At 63.4% G+C, this 15,960-nt stretch carries 28 protein-coding genes; all 28 read left to right on the plus strand.

Going from position 1 to position 15,960, the window contains the following annotated elements:
- Position 1: 1 nt before the first annotated feature.
- The 28 genes from tuf to rplQ all read left to right on the plus strand — a co-directional run bounded on the left by tuf (position 2) and on the right by rplQ (position 15,904).
- Complete coding sequence (tuf, locus tag MJ8_RS16430) at positions 2-1,177, plus strand: elongation factor Tu (protein ID WP_040983039.1); 1,176 nt, start codon at positions 2-4, stop codon at positions 1,175-1,177.
- A gap of 68 nt (positions 1,178-1,245) precedes the next feature.
- Positions 1,246-1,554: a 30S ribosomal protein S10 gene (rpsJ, locus tag MJ8_RS16435; RefSeq protein ID WP_006205468.1), complete on the plus strand. Its 309-nt coding sequence runs from the start codon at positions 1,246-1,248 to the stop codon at positions 1,552-1,554.
- A 60-nt stretch (positions 1,555-1,614) separates the two neighbouring features.
- Positions 1,615-2,331 (plus strand): 50S ribosomal protein L3, encoded by a 717-nt coding sequence (gene rplC, locus MJ8_RS16440; RefSeq protein WP_040994615.1) that lies wholly within the window; start codon positions 1,615-1,617, stop codon positions 2,329-2,331.
- Positions 2,331-2,951, plus strand: coding sequence for a 50S ribosomal protein L4 (gene rplD, locus MJ8_RS16445; protein ID WP_201409921.1), 621 nt, complete (start codon positions 2,331-2,333; stop codon positions 2,949-2,951). The genes rplC and rplD overlap by 1 nt, the downstream gene beginning before the upstream one ends.
- A complete protein-coding gene (locus MJ8_RS16450; RefSeq protein WP_040983033.1) occupies positions 2,948-3,241 on the plus strand; it encodes a 50S ribosomal protein L23 in 294 nt (97 codons plus the stop codon). The genes rplD and MJ8_RS16450 overlap by 4 nt, the downstream gene beginning before the upstream one ends.
- Before the next feature lie 22 nt (positions 3,242-3,263).
- A complete protein-coding gene (rplB, locus tag MJ8_RS16455) occupies positions 3,264-4,097 on the plus strand; it encodes a 50S ribosomal protein L2 (RefSeq protein ID WP_201409922.1) in 834 nt (277 codons plus the stop codon).
- A gap of 16 nt (positions 4,098-4,113) precedes the next feature.
- A complete protein-coding gene (gene rpsS / locus MJ8_RS16460) occupies positions 4,114-4,392 on the plus strand; it encodes a 30S ribosomal protein S19 (RefSeq protein WP_040994617.1) in 279 nt (92 codons plus the stop codon).
- Between the two features lie 2 nt (positions 4,393-4,394).
- The gene (gene rplV, locus MJ8_RS16465; protein ID WP_010909277.1) at positions 4,395-4,784 is read left to right on the plus strand and encodes a 50S ribosomal protein L22; all 390 of its coding nucleotides are present in this window, start codon (positions 4,395-4,397) and stop codon (positions 4,782-4,784) included.
- Positions 4,784-5,518, plus strand: a complete 735-nt coding sequence (rpsC, locus tag MJ8_RS16470; RefSeq protein WP_112129139.1) for a 30S ribosomal protein S3 — start codon at positions 4,784-4,786, stop codon at positions 5,516-5,518. Before rplV ends, rpsC begins: the two co-directional genes overlap by 1 nt.
- A 27-nt stretch (positions 5,519-5,545) precedes the next feature.
- Complete coding sequence (gene rplP / locus MJ8_RS16475) at positions 5,546-5,959, plus strand: 50S ribosomal protein L16 (RefSeq protein WP_040970378.1); 414 nt, start codon at positions 5,546-5,548, stop codon at positions 5,957-5,959.
- Positions 5,960-5,971: 12 nt separating this feature from the next.
- Positions 5,972-6,172 carry a 50S ribosomal protein L29 gene (gene rpmC, locus MJ8_RS16480; RefSeq protein ID WP_201409923.1) on the plus strand — a complete coding sequence of 67 codons (201 nt, stop codon included), beginning with the start codon at positions 5,972-5,974 and terminating at the stop codon, positions 6,170-6,172.
- A gap of 4 nt (positions 6,173-6,176) precedes the next feature.
- Positions 6,177-6,416, plus strand: coding sequence for a 30S ribosomal protein S17 (gene rpsQ / locus MJ8_RS16485; protein WP_042642192.1), 240 nt, complete (start codon positions 6,177-6,179; stop codon positions 6,414-6,416).
- Between the two features lie 74 nt (positions 6,417-6,490).
- Positions 6,491-6,859 (plus strand): 50S ribosomal protein L14, encoded by a 369-nt coding sequence (gene rplN, locus MJ8_RS16490; protein ID WP_006205457.1) that lies wholly within the window; start codon positions 6,491-6,493, stop codon positions 6,857-6,859.
- Between the two features lie 12 nt (positions 6,860-6,871).
- Positions 6,872-7,186, plus strand: coding sequence for a 50S ribosomal protein L24 (gene rplX, locus MJ8_RS16495; RefSeq protein ID WP_040983021.1), 315 nt, complete (start codon positions 6,872-6,874; stop codon positions 7,184-7,186).
- The gene (gene rplE, locus MJ8_RS16500) at positions 7,179-7,757 is read left to right on the plus strand and encodes a 50S ribosomal protein L5 (protein WP_052457750.1); all 579 of its coding nucleotides are present in this window, start codon (positions 7,179-7,181) and stop codon (positions 7,755-7,757) included. Before rplX ends, rplE begins: the two co-directional genes overlap by 8 nt.
- A gap of 26 nt (positions 7,758-7,783) precedes the next feature.
- Positions 7,784-8,089: a 30S ribosomal protein S14 gene (rpsN, locus tag MJ8_RS16505; protein WP_040983019.1), complete on the plus strand. Its 306-nt coding sequence runs from the start codon at positions 7,784-7,786 to the stop codon at positions 8,087-8,089.
- A gap of 12 nt (positions 8,090-8,101) precedes the next feature.
- On the plus strand, positions 8,102-8,500 hold the full coding sequence (gene rpsH, locus MJ8_RS16510; protein WP_040983017.1) for a 30S ribosomal protein S8: 399 nt from the start codon (positions 8,102-8,104) through the stop codon (positions 8,498-8,500).
- Between the two features lie 90 nt (positions 8,501-8,590).
- Entirely contained in the window at positions 8,591-9,124 is a 534-nt protein-coding gene (gene rplF, locus MJ8_RS16515) for a 50S ribosomal protein L6 (protein WP_201409924.1), read from the plus strand.
- 122 nt (positions 9,125-9,246) lie between these two features.
- Positions 9,247-9,606, plus strand: a complete 360-nt coding sequence (gene rplR, locus MJ8_RS16520) for a 50S ribosomal protein L18 (protein WP_040983012.1) — start codon at positions 9,247-9,249, stop codon at positions 9,604-9,606.
- A 75-nt stretch (positions 9,607-9,681) separates the two neighbouring features.
- Positions 9,682-10,251, plus strand: coding sequence for a 30S ribosomal protein S5 (rpsE, locus tag MJ8_RS16525; RefSeq protein WP_201409925.1), 570 nt, complete (start codon positions 9,682-9,684; stop codon positions 10,249-10,251).
- Between the two features lie 25 nt (positions 10,252-10,276).
- Positions 10,277-10,474 (plus strand): 50S ribosomal protein L30, encoded by a 198-nt coding sequence (gene rpmD, locus MJ8_RS16530; protein ID WP_027170355.1) that lies wholly within the window; start codon positions 10,277-10,279, stop codon positions 10,472-10,474.
- A 22-nt stretch (positions 10,475-10,496) separates the two neighbouring features.
- Entirely contained in the window at positions 10,497-10,970 is a 474-nt protein-coding gene (gene rplO / locus MJ8_RS16535) for a 50S ribosomal protein L15 (RefSeq protein ID WP_040994634.1), read from the plus strand.
- Positions 10,971-11,226: 256 nt separating this feature from the next.
- Complete coding sequence (gene secY / locus MJ8_RS16540; protein ID WP_201409926.1) at positions 11,227-12,567, plus strand: preprotein translocase subunit SecY; 1,341 nt, start codon at positions 11,227-11,229, stop codon at positions 12,565-12,567.
- Entirely contained in the window at positions 12,564-13,154 is a 591-nt protein-coding gene (locus MJ8_RS16545) for an adenylate kinase (protein ID WP_201409927.1), read from the plus strand. Before secY ends, MJ8_RS16545 begins: the two co-directional genes overlap by 4 nt.
- A gap of 205 nt (positions 13,155-13,359) precedes the next feature.
- Positions 13,360-13,728 (plus strand): 30S ribosomal protein S13, encoded by a 369-nt coding sequence (rpsM, locus tag MJ8_RS16550; RefSeq protein ID WP_027170351.1) that lies wholly within the window; start codon positions 13,360-13,362, stop codon positions 13,726-13,728.
- 141 nt (positions 13,729-13,869) lie between these two features.
- Positions 13,870-14,259: a 30S ribosomal protein S11 gene (rpsK, locus tag MJ8_RS16555; RefSeq protein ID WP_006205444.1), complete on the plus strand. Its 390-nt coding sequence runs from the start codon at positions 13,870-13,872 to the stop codon at positions 14,257-14,259.
- Between the two features lie 98 nt (positions 14,260-14,357).
- Positions 14,358-15,368, plus strand: coding sequence for a DNA-directed RNA polymerase subunit alpha (locus tag MJ8_RS16560; protein WP_040994640.1), 1,011 nt, complete (start codon positions 14,358-14,360; stop codon positions 15,366-15,368).
- A gap of 104 nt (positions 15,369-15,472) precedes the next feature.
- A complete protein-coding gene (gene rplQ, locus MJ8_RS16565) occupies positions 15,473-15,904 on the plus strand; it encodes a 50S ribosomal protein L17 (protein WP_201409928.1) in 432 nt (143 codons plus the stop codon).
- Positions 15,905-15,960: the final 56 nt, after the last annotated feature.

Genomic DNA, 15,960 nt, shown 5'->3' on the forward strand with positions numbered 1-15,960 from the left:
CATGGCAAAAGGTAAATTCGAGCGCACCAAGCCGCATGTGAACATTGGCACGATCGGCCACGTCGATCATGGCAAGACGTCGCTGACGGCGGCGATCACGAAGTATTTTGGCGAATACAAGCGCTATGACCAGATCGACGCGGCGCCGGAAGAGAAGGCGCGCGGCATCACGATTTCGACGGCGCATGTCGAGTATGAGACGGCCAACCGTCACTATGCCCATGTCGACTGCCCCGGCCACGCCGACTATGTGAAGAACATGATCACGGGTGCGGCGCAGATGGACGGCGCGATCCTGGTCGTTTCGGCGGCCGACGGCCCGATGCCGCAGACCCGCGAGCACATCCTGCTTGCCCGTCAGGTCGGCGTGCCCTCGATCGTTGTGTTCCTGAACAAGGTCGATCAGGTCGACGACGCCGAGCTGCTCGAGCTGGTGGAGCTCGAGGTTCGCGAGCTTCTGTCGAAGAACGAGTTCCCCGGCGACGACATTCCGATCGTCAAGGGCTCGGCGCTGGCTGCGTTGGAAGATTCCAACAAGACCATCGGCGAGGACGCCATCCGCGAGCTGATGGCTCAGGTCGACGCCTATATCCCGACGCCGGTTCGTCCGCTGGACAAGCCGTTCCTGATGCCGATCGAGGACGTGTTCTCGATCTCGGGCCGCGGCACGGTGGTGACGGGCCGGGTCGAGCGCGGCGTGGTCAAGGTCGGCGAGGAACTGGAGATCGTCGGCATCCGTCCGACCGCCAAGACGACCTGCACGGGCGTTGAGATGTTCCGCAAGCTGCTCGACCAGGGCCAGGCGGGCGACAACATCGGCGCGCTGTTGCGCGGCATCGACCGCGAGGGCGTGGAGCGCGGCCAGGTTCTGGCCAAGCCCGGCTCGGTGAAGCCGCACAAGAAGTTCGTTGCCGAAGCCTACATCCTGACCAAGGACGAGGGCGGCCGTCACACGCCGTTCTTCACCAACTACCGTCCGCAGTTCTACTTCCGCACGACGGACGTGACGGGCATCGTGACGCTGCCGGCCGGCACCGAGATGGTGATGCCCGGCGACAACATCACCGTCGACGTCGAGCTGATCGTGCCGATCGCGATGGAAGAGAAGCTGCGCTTCGCCATCCGTGAAGGCGGCCGCACCGTCGGTGCCGGCATCGTCGTCACCATCAAGGAATAATTGGACTGAAACGGATCTGTCGCGGGCGCGGGAGCTGCCCGCGCCGCGCCAGAACAAGGAATTGACGCATGAACGGACAGAATATCCGCATCCGCCTTAAAGCGTTTGACCACCGGGTGCTCGACGCCTCGACGCGCGAAATCGTGTCGACCGCCAAGCGCACCGGCGCCAACGTCCGCGGCCCCATTCCGCTGCCGACGCGGATCGAAAAATTCACGGTCAACCGGTCGCCCCACGTCGACAAGAAGAGCCGTGAGCAGTTCGAAATGCGCACGCACAAGCGGCTGCTCGACATTGTCGATCCGACCCCGCAGACGGTCGATGCTTTGATGAAGCTCGATCTGGCCGCCGGTGTCGACGTCGAGATCAAGCTCTAAGGGATTGAGAGCGCGGTAAGGGGCGTGCCCCTGGCCCGGAACTCTAAAGGAATTGAACCGATGCGTTCAGGTGTGATTGCAAAGAAGGTGGGAATGACCCGCATCTATAACGATGCCGGGGAACACGTTCCCGTCACCGTTCTCCAGATGGAGAACTGCCAGGTCGTGGCTCAGCGCACGCAGGAGAAGAACGGCTACACCGCCGTCCAGCTCGGCGTTGGCCTTGCCAAGGTGAAGAACACGTCGAAGGCGATGCGCGGCCATTTCGCCGCCGCCTCCGTCGAGCCGAAGGCGAAGCTCGCCGAGTTCCGCGTCTCCGCCGACAACATGATCGACGTCGGCGCCGAGCTGACGGTCGAGCATTTCGTCGCCGGCCAGAAGGTGGACGTCACCGGCACCTCGACCGGCAAGGGTTTCCAGGGCGTGATCAAGCGGCACAACATGGGTGGTGGCCGCGCCACGCACGGTAACTCGGTCTCGCACCGCACGCACGGTTCGACCGGTCAGCGCCAGGACCCCGGCAAGGTGTTCAAGGGCAAGAAGATGGCCGGCCACATGGGCGACACCCGCGTCACCACGCAGAATGTCGAGGTCGTCTCGACCGACGCCGACCGCGGCCTGATCCTGATCCGCGGCGCGGTTCCCGGCGTCAAGGGCGCCTGGATCCTGGTTCGCGATGCTGCCAAGGCGGCGCTGCCGGCCAACGCGCCGAAGCCCGCCGCGATCCGTGCCGCTGCCGCCAAGAACGAAGCCCCGGCCACTGAGGGAGCGGAATAATGGACCTCAAGATCACAACGCTCGGCGGCAAGGACGCCGGCAAGGTGAAACTCTCCGAGGAGATTTTCGGCCTTGACCCGCGCGAGGACATCCTGCAGCGCGTCGTGCGCTGGCAGCTCGCCAAGAAGCAGCAGGGCACGCACAAGTCCAAGGGCCGCGCCGAGATCGCGCGCACCGGCGCCAAGATGTACAAGCAGAAGGGTACGGGCCGCGCCCGTCACCACTCGGCTCGCGCTCCGCAGTTCCGCGGCGGCGGCAAGGCGCATGGCCCGGTCGTGCGCAGCCACGAGCACGAGCTGCCGAAGAAGGTGCGCGCGCTGGGCCTGAAGCATGCTCTTTCGGCTAAGGCCAAGAGCGCTTCGCTCATCATCGTCGACGAGCTGAAGCTGGCCGAGGCCAAGACCAAGGCGCTGGCGGCGAACCTCGAGACGCTGGGGCTGACCAACGCCCTGGTGATCGGCGGCGCCGAGCTCGACCAGAATTTCAAGCTGGCCGCGACCAACATTCCGAACATCGACGTGCTGCCCATCCAGGGCATCAACGTCTACGACATTCTGCGCCGCGGCACGCTGGTCCTTTCGAAGGCCGCCGTCGAGGCTCTCGAGGAGCGCTTTAAATGACCGACCTCCGTCACTACGACGTGATCGTCTCGCCGGCGATCACCGAAAAGTCGACCATGGCTTCCGAGCAGAACCAGGTCGTCTTCAACGTCGCCAAGAAGGCGTCGAAGCCGGAAATCAAGGCTGCCGTGGAAGCTCTCTTCGGCGTCAAGGTGACGGCTGTGAACACACTCGTCCGCAAGGGCAAGATCAAGCGCTTCCGCGGCACGGTTGGCCGCCAGGGCGACGTCAAGAAGGCGGTAGTGACGCTGGCCGACGGCCAGTCGATCGACGTCGCGACGGGTCTCTGAGCAAGGCCGCGAGGACAGGACAATGGCACTTAAGAAATTCAACCCGGTAACGCCGAGCACCCGCCAGCTGGTCATCGTCGACCGCTCGGGCCTCTACAAGGGCAAGCCCGTCAAGGGCCTGACCGAGGGCCTGACCAAGTCGGGCGGCCGCAACAATTACGGCCGCATCACGGCCCGCTTCATCGGCGGCGGTCACAAGCGTTCGTACCGCATCATCGACTTCAAGCGTAAGAAGTACGGCGTCGTCGGCACGGTCGAGCGTATCGAATACGATCCGAACCGCACCGCCTTCATCGCGCTGATCAAGTATGACGACGGCGAGCTGTCCTACATCCTGGCCCCGCAGCGCCTGGCTGCCGGCGACAAGATCGTGGCCGGCGAAGCGGTCGACGTGAAGCCGGGCAATGCGATGCCGCTGGCCTCGATGCCGGTCGGCACGATCGTCCACAACATCGAGCTGAAGCCGGGCAAGGGCGGCCAGGTCGCCCGTTCGGCCGGCGGTTACGCTCAGCTCGTCGGCCGCGACCAGGGCATGGCGATCCTGCGCCTCAACTCGGGCGAGCAGCGCGTCGTGCACGGCTCCTGCATGGCCACCGTCGGCGCGGTGTCGAACCCCGACCACGGCAACATCAATGACGGCAAGGCCGGCCGCACCGTGTGGCGCGGCAAGCGCCCGCACAATCGCGGCGTGGCCATGAACCCGGTCGACCATCCGCATGGCGGCGGCGAAGGCCGCACCTCGGGTGGCCGTCATCCGGTTTCGCCCTGGGGCAAGCCGACCAAGGGCAAGAAGACGCGGTCCAACAAGGCGACCGACAAGTTCATCGTGCGCTCGCGCCATCAGCGCAAGAGCTAAGAAGAGGTAACGCCAAGTGACTCGTTCGATTTGGAAAGGCCCCTTCGTCGACGGCTACCTTCTCAAGAAGGTGGACAAGGTTCGCGAGGGTGGTCGCAATGAGGTGATCAAGATGTGGAGCCGTCGCTCCACCATCCTGCCGCAGTTCGTCGGCTTCACCTTCGGTGTCTACAACGGCCAGAAGCACGTCCCGGTCTCGGTGAACGAGGACATGGTCGGCCACAAGTTCGGTGAATTCGCTCCGACCCGGACCTATTACGGTCACGGCGCGGATAAGAAGGCGAAGAGGAAATAATCATGGGCAAGGCCAAAGCTCCGCGCAGGCTTGCTGACAACGAGGCGCGTGCCGTTCTGCGCACGATCCGTATCAGCCCGCAGAAGCTCAACCTGGTTGCCGCGCTGATCCGCGGCAAGAAGGTCGCGACCGCGCTTTCCGACCTCGAATTCTCGGCCAAGCGGATTTCCGGCACGGTCAAGAAGACGCTGGAGTCGGCGATCGCCAACGCGGAAAACAATCACGACCTCGATGTCGATGCGCTGGTGGTGGCGGAAGCCTATGTCGGCAAGTCGATCGTCATGAAGCGTTTCCACGCTCGTGGCCGCGGTCGCGCCAGCCGTATCGAGAAGCCGTTCTCGCACCTCACGATCGTCGTTCGTGAAGTCGAGGAAAAAGGGGAGGCCGCATAATGGGCCAGAAAGTCAATCCGATCGGGCTGCGTCTCGGCATCAACCGCACCTGGGATTCGCGCTGGTTCGCGAACACCGGCGAGTACGGCCAGCTGCTGCATGAGGACCTCAAGATCCGCAAGTATCTCGAGAAGGAGCTCAAGCAGGCTGCGATTTCCAAGGTCGTGATCGAGCGTCCGCACAAGAAGTGCCGCGTCACCATCCACGCGGCGCGTCCGGGTCTCATCATCGGCAAGAAGGGCGCCGACATCGAGAAGCTTCGCAAGAAGCTGACCGAGATGACGAAGTCCGAAACGCACCTCAACATCGTTGAAGTGCGCAAGCCCGAGATCGACGCCACGCTGATCGCCCAGTCGATCGCCCAGCAGCTCGAGCGCCGTATCGCGTTCCGCCGCGCCATGAAGCGCGCCGTTCAGTCGGCCATGCGTCTCGGCGCCGAAGGCATCCGCATCAACTGCTCCGGCCGTCTTGGCGGCGCCGAAATCGCGCGCATGGAGTGGTACCGCGAAGGCCGCGTGCCGCTGCACACCCTGCGCGCCGATGTCGACTACGGCACGGCCGAGGCCAACACGGCTTACGGCATCTGCGGCGTCAAGGTGTGGGTGTTCAAGGGCGAGATCCTCGAGCACGACCCGATGGCTTCCGAGCGCCGCGCAACCGAAGGCGATGCCGCGCATGGCGGCGGCGGTGCTGGTGGCGAGCGCGAACGTGGCCGTCGCCGCGAGAACGCCTGAGACATTTGAGAATTTGGAGTTAGAACGATGCTGCAGCCAAAGCGCACAAAGTTCCGCAAGCAGTTCAAGGGCCGTATCCACGGTACCGCCAAGGGCGGCACCAACCTGGATTTCGGCGGTTTCGGGCTGAAGGCGCTTGAGCCGAACCGCGTCACTGCGCGCGAGATCGAGGCGGCCCGCCGCGCGATCACCCGCGAGATGAAGCGCGCCGGCCGCGTCTGGATCCGGGTGTTTCCGGACCTGCCGGTCACCTCGAAGCCGACCGAAGTTCGCATGGGTAAGGGCAAGGGCGGCGTCGACTATTGGGCGGCGCGCGTGAAGCCTGGCCGCATCATGTTCGAGATCGACGGCGTCAGCGAGGAGACCGCGCGTGAGGCGCTGCGTCTCGGCGCCGCCAAGCTCTCGGTCAAGACGCGCTTCGTGCAGCGCATCGCAGAATAAGGACAGGCGATCATGAAAGCCGAAGACATCCGGACCAAGACCCAGGATCAGCTGGCCGACGACCTGGCAGCCCTCAAGAAGGAGCAGTTCAACCTGCGCTTCCAGAAGGCCACCGGCCAGCTCGAGAAGACCGCGCGCGTGAAGCAGGTTCGCAAGGACATCGCGCGCATCAAGACCATCGCCGCGGAAAAAGCCGCGGCCAAGAAGGGTTAAGACCATGCCGAAGCGTATCCTGCAGGGCACCGTCGTCAGCGACAAGAACGAGAAGACGGTTGTCGTCAAGGTCGAGCGTCGCTTCACGCATCCGGTGATGAAGAAGACCGTGCGCATGACCAAGAAGTACAAGGCGCACGACGAGAACAACGCCCACAAGGTCGGCGACCAGGTGTTCATCCAGGAATCGAAGCCGATTTCGAAGGACAAGCGCTGGGTCGTGGTTACCTCGGACCAGGCGTAAACAAACGAATTTTGGACAGACCGGGGAGGGGCGTCGCGCGCCTGTCCCGTTAGAAAAGAAGAAGGCGGCCAGTCATGATTCAGATGCAAACAAACCTCGACGTCGCGGACAATTCCGGCGCCCGTCGTGTCATGTGCATCAAGGTGCTGGGCGGCTCGAAGCGGAAGTACGCCTCCGTCGGCGACATCATCGTGGTGTCGATCAAGGAAGCCATTCCGCGCGGCCGCGTTAAGAAGGGCGATGTGATGAAGGCGGTCGTGGTTCGCACGGCCAAGGACATCCGCCGTCCGGACGGCAGCGTGATCCGTTTCGACAAGAACGCGGCCGTTCTCGTCGACAATAAGAAAGAGCCGATCGGCACCCGTATCTTCGGACCGGTTCCGCGCGAGCTGCGCGCCAAGAACCACATGAAGATCATCTCGCTCGCGCCTGAAGTGCTGTAAGGAGCCGGACCAATGCAAAAGATCAGAAAAGGCGACAAGGTCGTCGTGCTTGCCGGCAAGGACAAGGGCCGTTCGGGCGAAGTCCTGTCGGTGCAGCCGAAGGAAGACACCGCGGTCGTCCGCGGCGTGAACCTCATTCGCCGTCACCAGAAGCAGACCCAGTCCCAAGAGGGCGGGATCATCACCAAGGAAGCGCCGATCCACCTGTCGAACATCGCGCTGGCCGACCCCAAGGACGGCAAGCCGACCCGCGTCGGCTTCACCATCCAGAAGGACGGCAAGAAGGTGCGCGTCGCCAAGCGTTCGGGAGAAGTCATCAATGGCTAAGGCTGAAACCAAGCAGGCGGCTGCCAAGAACGAGCCGCGCCTCAAGAAGGTCTATCAGGAGACCATCCGCAAGGCGCTGCAGGAGCAGTTCGGCTACGAGAACGACATGCAGGTTCCGCGCATCGACAAGATCGTGCTGAACATGGGTGTCGGCGAAGCAACCGCCGATTCCAAGAAGCCCTCGGTCGCGGCCGAGGATCTCGCGCTGATCGCCGGCCAGAAGGCCGTCGTCACCCGCTCGCGCAAGTCGATCGCGGGCTTCAAGGTGCGCGAGAACATGCCGATCGGCGCCAAGGTCACGTTGCGCAAGGAACGCATGTACGAGTTCCTCGACCGCCTCGTGAACATCGCGCTGCCGCGCGTTCGCGACTTCCGCGGACTGAATCCGAAGAGCTTTGACGGCCGTGGCAACTACGCCATGGGCATCAAGGAGCACATCGTGTTCCCGGAGATCAACTACGACAAGGTCGATCAGGTCTGGGGCATGGACGTCATCGTTTGTACGACGGCGAAGACGGATGACGAGGCGAGAGCACTGCTCAAGGCCTTCAACTTCCCCTTCCGCCAGTAACGGCAGCGAAAAAGGAAAAATCTGAAATGGCAAAGACCAGCTCAGTCGAGAAGAACAACCGGCGCCGCAAGCTTGCCGGTCAGTACGCCGCCAAGCGCGCGGCGCTCAAGGCCATCATCATGGATCAGTCCAAGCCGATGGAAGAGCGTTTCCGCGCCCAGTTGAAGCTTTCGGCGCTGCCGCGCAACTCGGCCAAGATCCGCATCCGCAACCGCTGCGAAGTCACGGGCCGTCCGCGCGCCTTTTATCGCAAGCTCAAGCTTTCGCGTATCGCGCTTCGCGATCTGGGTAACACCGGCCAGATCCCGGGCCTGGTCAAGTCGAGCTGGTAAGGAGACACTGAGATGTCATTGAGCGATCCTCTCGGCGATATGCTGACCCGCATCCGCAACGCCTATGGCCGCAAGAAGTCGAGCGTTTCGACCCCGGCCTCGCGTCTGCGCACCCGCGTCCTCGACGTGCTGAAGTCGGAAGGCTATATCCGCGACTACAGCCAGACCGACTTCGAAAACGGCAAGTCGGAAATCGAGATCGAGCTGAAGTATTTCGACGGTGCTCCGGTCGTGCGCGAAATCGAGCGCGTCTCGAAGCCCGGCCGCCGCGTCTATGTCTCGGCCAAGTCGATCCCGCAGGTCGCCAACGGCCTCGGCATCGCCATCCTTTCGACGCCGAAGGGCGTCATGGCCGACCATGAAGCGCGCGAGCAGAATGTCGGCGGCGAAATCCTCTGCCAGATCTTCTGATCGGCCAAGAGATTGATGAATGGGCTTCGGTTCTCGGGATCGCGCCCGGGAACTGGAACCTGAAACGAAAGAAGTGACGAGGACAACAAAATGTCTCGTATCGGAAAGAAACCCGTTTCGCTGCCGCAGGGCGTGACCGCGACCGTCAACGGCCAGACCGTGACGGCGAAGGGCCCGAAGGGCGAGCTGAAGTTCGTGGTGAACGACGAGGTGCTGGTGAAGATGGAGAACAACGAGATCTCCGTCCAGCCGCGCGACCAGACCAAGACCGCCCGCTCCAAGTGGGGCATGTCGCGCACGCAGATCGTCAACATCCTGCAGGGTGTGAAGGACGGCTTCGAGAAGAAGCTCGAGATCACCGGCGTCGGCTATCGCGCCGCCATGCAGGGCAAGAACCTGCAGCTCGCGCTGGGCTTCAGCCACGACGTGGTCTATGAGACGCCGCAGGGCATCACCATCTCGGTGCCGAAGCCGACCGAAATTACGGTCTCGGGCATTGACAAGCAGCAGGTCGGCCAGGTCGCCGCCGAGATCCGCGAATATCGCGGTCCGGAGCCGTACAAGGGCAAGGGCGTGCGCTATGCCGACGAGCGCATCGTGCGCAAGGAAGGCAAGAAGAAGTAATAGGCTGGCCCGCAGAGTTGCGGGCCAAGCCACAGACGTGTAACGCCGCGGGGAGCGGCCGCGGGAAGCTTGGCCTACCGCATAGGGTTGCCCCCGTTTTCTGAAGGCAGGGAACTGACAGTATGAGCACGAAAGAAGCCACCCAGCGCCGCGCGCAGCGCATCCGCCGCCAGATCAAGAAGGTCGCCGGCGCGCGCCCGCGTCTGTCGGTGCACCGCACCTCGAAGAACATCTACGTCCAGGTGATCGATGACGCCAAGGGCCATACCCTGGCCGCCGCCTCGACGCTCGAGAAGGACCTCAAGGGTTCGCTCAAGACCGGCGCCGACACCGCTGCCGCCGCCGCCGTTGGCAAGCTGATCGCCGAGCGCGCAGCGAAGGCCGGCGTCAAGGAAGTCGTCTTCGACCGCGGCCCCTACATCTATCATGGCCGCGTCAAGGCGCTGGCCGAAGCTGCCCGCGAAGGCGGCCTGAGCTTCTAATTTCGCCGCCGATGACCCAAGGCGGCGTCGGCAAACAGCAACCCCGTGCTTCCGGAAAAGAACAAGGACTAGGATATGGCACAGGAACGTAGAGAAGGCGGCCGCGGCCGCGAGCGTGAACGCGAAGAGCGTGACGACGGCATGGTGGACAAGCTCGTCCACATCAATCGCGTCGCCAAGGTGGTGAAGGGCGGCCGTCGTTTCGGCTTTGCCGCTCTCGTCGTCGTCGGCGACCAGAAGGGCCGCGTCGGCTTCGGCCACGGCAAGGCGCGCGAAGTGCCGGAAGCCATCCGCAAGGCGACCGAATCGGCCAAGCGCGACATGATCTTCGTGCCGCTGCGCTCAGGCCGCACGCTGCATCACGACGTCGAGGGCCGTTGGGGAGCCGGACGCGTTCTGCTGCGCTCCGCCAAGCAGGGTACCGGCATCATCGCCGGCGGCCCGATGCGCGCCGTCTTCGAGACGCTCGGCATGCATGACGTGGTCGCCAAGTCGATGGGCTCGTCGAACCCCTACAACATGGTTCGCGCCACCTTCGACGCGCTGAAGAGCCAGATGCATCCGAAGGATGTGGCTGCCGCGCGCGGCATCAAGTACTCGACCCTTCAGGCCCGCCGCGGCACCGCCGTCGCGGCTGAAGAATAGTCGACGCTGACCAGGGATTTCGACCATGGCCAAGAAAGCTACCAAGACCATCACCGTCGAGCAGATCGGCTCCCCGATCCGCCGGCCGAAGGAGCAGCGTGCGACGCTGGTCGGCCTCGGCTTGAACAAGATGCACAAGCGGCGCACGCTGGAAGACACCCCTTCCGTGCGCGGCATGATCGCCGCCGTCCAGCACCTCGTCCGCGTCGTGGACGAGGCGTGAACGGAAGCGCAGGAGAAGAATGATGAAACTCAACGATCTGCGTGACAAGGACGGCGCCACGCATTCCAGGAAGCGCCTCGGTCGCGGCATCGGCTCCGGCTCGGGCAAGACCGCCGGTCGCGGCGTCAAGGGTCAGAAGGCCCGTTCGGGCGTTGCCATCAACGGCTTCGAGGGCGGCCAGATGCCGCTCTATCGTCGCCTGCCGAAGCGCGGCTTCAACAACCTGTTCGGCAAGAGCTTCGCGATTGTGTCGCTGGCCAAGATCCAGGCGGCGATCGACGCCAAGAAGCTCGACGCCAAGGCGGCTGTGACGGCTGAGGCCCTGGTTGCCGCCGGCGTCATCCGTCGCGCCAAGGACGGCGTGCGCGTGCTGTCCGACGGCGAGCTCAAGGCCAAGCTCTCCTTCGACGTCGCCGGCGCCTCCAAGGCGGCGATCGAGAAGATCGAGAAGGCCGGCGGTTCGGTGAAGCTGCCGGAAGCGGCCGCCGCCGAGTAACGGCGATTTGAAGCGCGGCCGACCGGGATGACTTCGCATTTTCCGTCGAACCGCGCTTTGACCAGATGAATTGGGCGGCCGCGTCAACGCGGCCGCTTGCATGTTTACGGTCCGGAGCTTATCTCGTGAGCTTCGGTGACACGCGCCGCCTGAGCTGCGGGCATCGAGCGTGACACGGAAATCAATGAAGTAGAGCAGATGTCGTCCGGAAACCGCTCCTCACTTTTCGGCCTCATGCTCTAGCGGAGAATCAGGCATGGCTTCGGCTGCTGAACAACTAGCCTCCAATCTGAATTTCGCGGCCTTCGCCAAGGCCGAGGATCTCAAGAAGCGCATCTGGTTCACCATCGGCGCGCTGCTCGTCTACCGCCTCGGCACCTACATCCCGCTTCCCGGCATCAACCCCGACGCCTTCGCCCAGGCCTTCTCCTCGCAGAGCAAGGGCGTGCTCGGCATGTTCAACATGTTTGCCGGCGGCGCCGTGCAGCGCATGGCGATCTTCGCGCTGGGCATCATGCCTTACATCTCCGCCTCCATCATCATGCAGCTGATGACCTCGGTCATCCCGTCGCTGGAATCGCTGAAGAAGGAAGGCGAACAGGGCCGCAAGATCATCAACCAGTACACGCGCTACGGCACCGTGCTTCTGGCGCTGATCCAGGCCTACGGCATTTCGATCGGCCTCGAAGGCGGCAACGGCATCGTCAACGATCCCGGCATGTTCTTCCGCATCTCCACCGTCGTCACGTTGGTCGGCGGCACCATGTTCCTGATGTGGCTCGGCGAGCAGATCACGGCGCGCGGCATCGGCAACGGCATTTCGCTGATCATCTTCTCCGGCATCGTCGCCGGCCTGCCGCGTGCGATCTCCGGCACGCTGGAGCTCGGCCGCACCGGCGCGCTGTCGACGGGTCTCATCCTCGCGATCATCGTTCTGGCCATCGTCGTCATCGCGCTGATCGTCTTCTTCGAGCGCGCGCAGCGCCGCCTGTTGATCCAGTACCCGAAGCGCCAGGTCGGCAACCGCATGTTCCAGGGCGATACCTCGCATTTGCCGCTGAAGCTCAACACCTCGGGCGTCATCCCACCGATCTTCGCGTCCTCGCTGCTTCTTCTGCCGGCGACGGTCGCGGGCTTCTCGCAGGCGACCAACCTGCCGGCCTGGGCAAGCACGATCCTGGCCTCGCTCGGTCACGGGCAGCCGCTCTACATGATCTTCTATGCGGGCATGATCGTCTTCTTCGCCTTCTTCTACACGGCGATCGTCTTCAACCCGAAGGACACGGCCGACCAGCTCAAGAAGCATTCCGGCTTCATCCCGGGCTATCGTCCGGGCGAGCGCACGGCTGAATATATCGACTATGTTCTGACGCGTATCACCGTGGTCGGCGCCATCTACCTGGTGCTGGTCTGTCTGCTGCCGGAGTTCCTGATTTCGGCGACTGGCGTACCTTTCTATCTCGGTGGCACATCGCTTCTGATCGTGGTCAGTGTCACGCTCGATACGGTGGCGCAGATTCAGGGCCACCTGATCGCGCACCAGTATGAGGGCCTGATCAAGAAGTCGAAGTTGCGCGGGGGTAAGAGGAGCAGATGAGGCTGATATTGCTTGGGCCGCCAGGAGCGGGCAAGGGGACGCAAGCACAAAGACTGGTAGAAAAACACGGCATACCCCAGCTCTCGACGGGTGACATGCTGCGTGCCGCCGTCCAGGCCGGAACGGAGGTCGGCAAGCGGGCCAAGGCAGTGATGGATGCCGGCGAGTTGGTCTCGGACGCGATCGTCAATGCCATCGTCGCGGAACGCATCGACCAGCCGGATTGCGCCAAGGGCTTCATCCTCGACGGTTATCCGCGCACGCTGGTCCAGGCCGACGCGGTCGAGGCCATGCTTGCCGAGCGCGGCATCGCGCTCGACACCGTCATCGAGCTGGTCGTCGACGACAAGGCGCTCGTTGGCCGAATCATCAAACGCGCCGAGGATGCCAAGGCCGCCGGCCAGCCGGTGCGCAAGGACGACAACCCGGCGGTGTTCGAGGAACGCCTGCGCGAATATTACAAGAAGACGGCCCCGCTGACCGGCTACTACTACGCCAAAGGCAAGCTCAAGACCGTCGACGGCATGGCCAGTATCGATGCCGTGACCGACGAGATCAGCAAGGTGCTCGCGGCCGCGGCGAAGTAGCTCGCGCCGACAATTGAAGATTGCGCTTGACGGGAACGGGCCGTTGGGGTATGGCGGCCCGTCTTCCTATCAGGCATGGACTTTGCTTGCCCTTGCGGGCAAGGCATCCGCTTTGAACCAGGAAACTCCCGCAAGGGCCGGCCTCCACCGGACGCGGGTAACTTGAACGCCGGCTCGACCGGCCTACATGGAGAGAGAGAAGAACATGGCTCGTATAGCCGGCGTCAACATTCCGACCAACAAGCGCGTCGTCATTGCGCTTCAGTACATTCACGGAATCGGCAAGAAGTTTGCCCAGGAGATCGTCGACAAGGTCGGCATCCCGGCGGATCGCCGCGTCAACCAGCTGACCGACGCGGAAGTGCTGCAGATCCGCGAGACGATCGACCGCGACTACCAGGTCGAAGGCGACCTGCGCCGCGAAGTCTCGATGAACATCAAGCGGCTCATGGACCTCGGCTGCTATCGCGGCCTGCGTCACCGCCGCTCGCTGCCCGTCCGCGGCCAGCGCACGCACACCAATGCGCGCACCCGCAAGGGGCCGGCCAAGGCGATCGCCGGCAAGAAGAAGTAATTAGGGGAGTAAGGGAGTAGGGCAGTAAGGCAATAGGGAGATCGCGTTTCCCCACTCCCTTACCGCCCTATTCCCCTACTGCCTTCCCAAGGTGGAGCCGCTGGCATTACGGCGGTGTAGAGATCAACTGAAAGGACTACCATGGCCAAGGAAGCCGCTCGTGTTCGCCGTCGCGAACGCAAGAACATCTCGTCGGGCGTTGCCCACGTCAATTCGACCTTCAACAACACTATGATCACCATCACCGACGCGCAGGGCAATTCGATTGCCTGGTCGTCGGCCGGTGCCCAGGGCTTCAAGGGTTCGCGCAAGTCGACTCCGTTCGCCGCCCAGATGGCTGCCGAGGACGTCGCCAAGAAGGCGCAGGAACACGGCATGCGCATGCTCGAGGTCGAGGTCTGCGGACCCGGCTCCGGCCGTGAATCGGCCCTTCGCGCGCTTCAGGCGGCGGGTTTCACCATCACCTCGATCCGCGACGTAACGCCGATTCCGCACAATGGCTGCCGTCCGCGCAAGAAGCGCCGCGTCTGATTTTTTAAGCGCCGCGCGAACGCCACGGCGTTCCTCCGCGGTTTTCCGTGTCGCCCGCCACGATTGGATGGTGGCGGGGCAAAGGAAGGAAGACATTTATGATCCAGAAAAACTGGCAGGAACTGATCAAGCCGAACAAGATCGAGTTCTCGTCGAAGAAGAAGACGCTAACCACGCTGGTGGCCGAGCCGCTCGAACGCGGCTTTGGTCTGACGCTGGGCAACGCGCTGCGGCGCGTGCTTCTGTCTTCCCTGCGCGGCGCGGCCGTCACCGCCGTGCAGATCGACGGCGTGCTGCATGAATTCTCGTCCATCGCCGGCGTGCGCGAGGACGTGACCGACATCGTGCTCAACATCAAGGAAATCGCCATCCGCATGGAAGGCGATGGCCCCAAGCGCATGGTCGTGCGCAAGCAGGGCCCGGGCGCCGTGCTTGCCGGCGACATCCAGACCGTGGGTGACGTCGAGATCCTCAACCCCGACCACGTCATCTGCACGCTGGACGAGGGCGCCGAGATCCGCATGGAGTTCACCGTCGACACCGGCAAGGGTTATGTGCCGGCCGAGCGCAACCGCGCCGAGGATGCGCCGATCGGCCTGATCCCGGTCGACTCGCTCTACTCGCCGGTGAAAAAGGTCTCCTACAAGGTCGAGAACACCCGCGAAGGCCAGGTGCTCGACTATGACAAGCTGACCATGACCATCGAGACCAACGGCTCGATCTCGGGCGAGGACGCGGTGGCTTTCGCCGCCCGCATCCTGCAGGACCAACTGGCGCTGTTCGTCAACTTCGACGAGCCGCAGAAGGAAGTCGCCACCGAAGCCGTCACCGAGCTCGCCTTCAACCCGGCGCTGCTCAAGAAGGTCGACGAGCTCGAGCTGTCGGTGCGTTCGGCCAACTGCCTGAAGAACGACAACATCGTCTATATCGGCGACCTGATCCAGAAGACCGAAGCCGAGATGCTGCGCACCCCGAACTTCGGCCGCAAGTCGCTGAACGAGATCAAGGAAGTGCTGGCGGCCATGGGCCTCCATCTCGGCATGGAAGTGCCGGACTGGCCGCCGGAAAACATCGAAGACCTCGCCAAGCGTTACGAAGACCAATATTGAGCATGAATTCCAAGGATCGGCGGCGCGAGCCGCTCGATCCGACGGTCATGCGGAAAACCATCAGAGGCCGTGGCCTCTTGAACAACTGAAGAAGGAAAAGAGCCATGCGCCACGGTTTCAAAGGCCGTCGCTTCGCCCGCAGCGTAAGCCACCGCAAGTCGATGTTCGCCAACCTCGCCGTGTCTCTGATCGAGCACGAGCAGATCGTCACCACACTGCCGAAGGCGAAGGACCTGCGTCCGATCGTCGAGAAGCTCGTCACGCTCGGCAAGCGCGGCGACCTGCACGCCCGTCGTCAGGTCATCGCCCAGATCGGCAACGAGCCGGTCGTGAAGCGCCTGTTCGACACGATTGCGCCGCGTTATGCGCAGCGCAACGGCGGCTATCTGCGCATCATGAAGGCGGGCTTCCGCAAGGGCGACAACGCCGCGATGGCGGTCATTGAATTCGTCGACCGCGACACCTCGGCCAAGGGCGCCGCCGACCGTGCCCGCCTCGAGGCTGAAGGCGCCAATGAGGAAGCCGCGGCCGCCTGAGGCGCGCGTTTTCATCAATGACTTCAAGGGGCCTTCGGGCCCCTTTTTGCATTTGG

The organism is Mesorhizobium sp. J8, from assembly GCF_016591715.1.
In the GTDB taxonomy this organism is placed as follows: Bacteria; Pseudomonadota; Alphaproteobacteria; order Rhizobiales; family Rhizobiaceae; genus Mesorhizobium.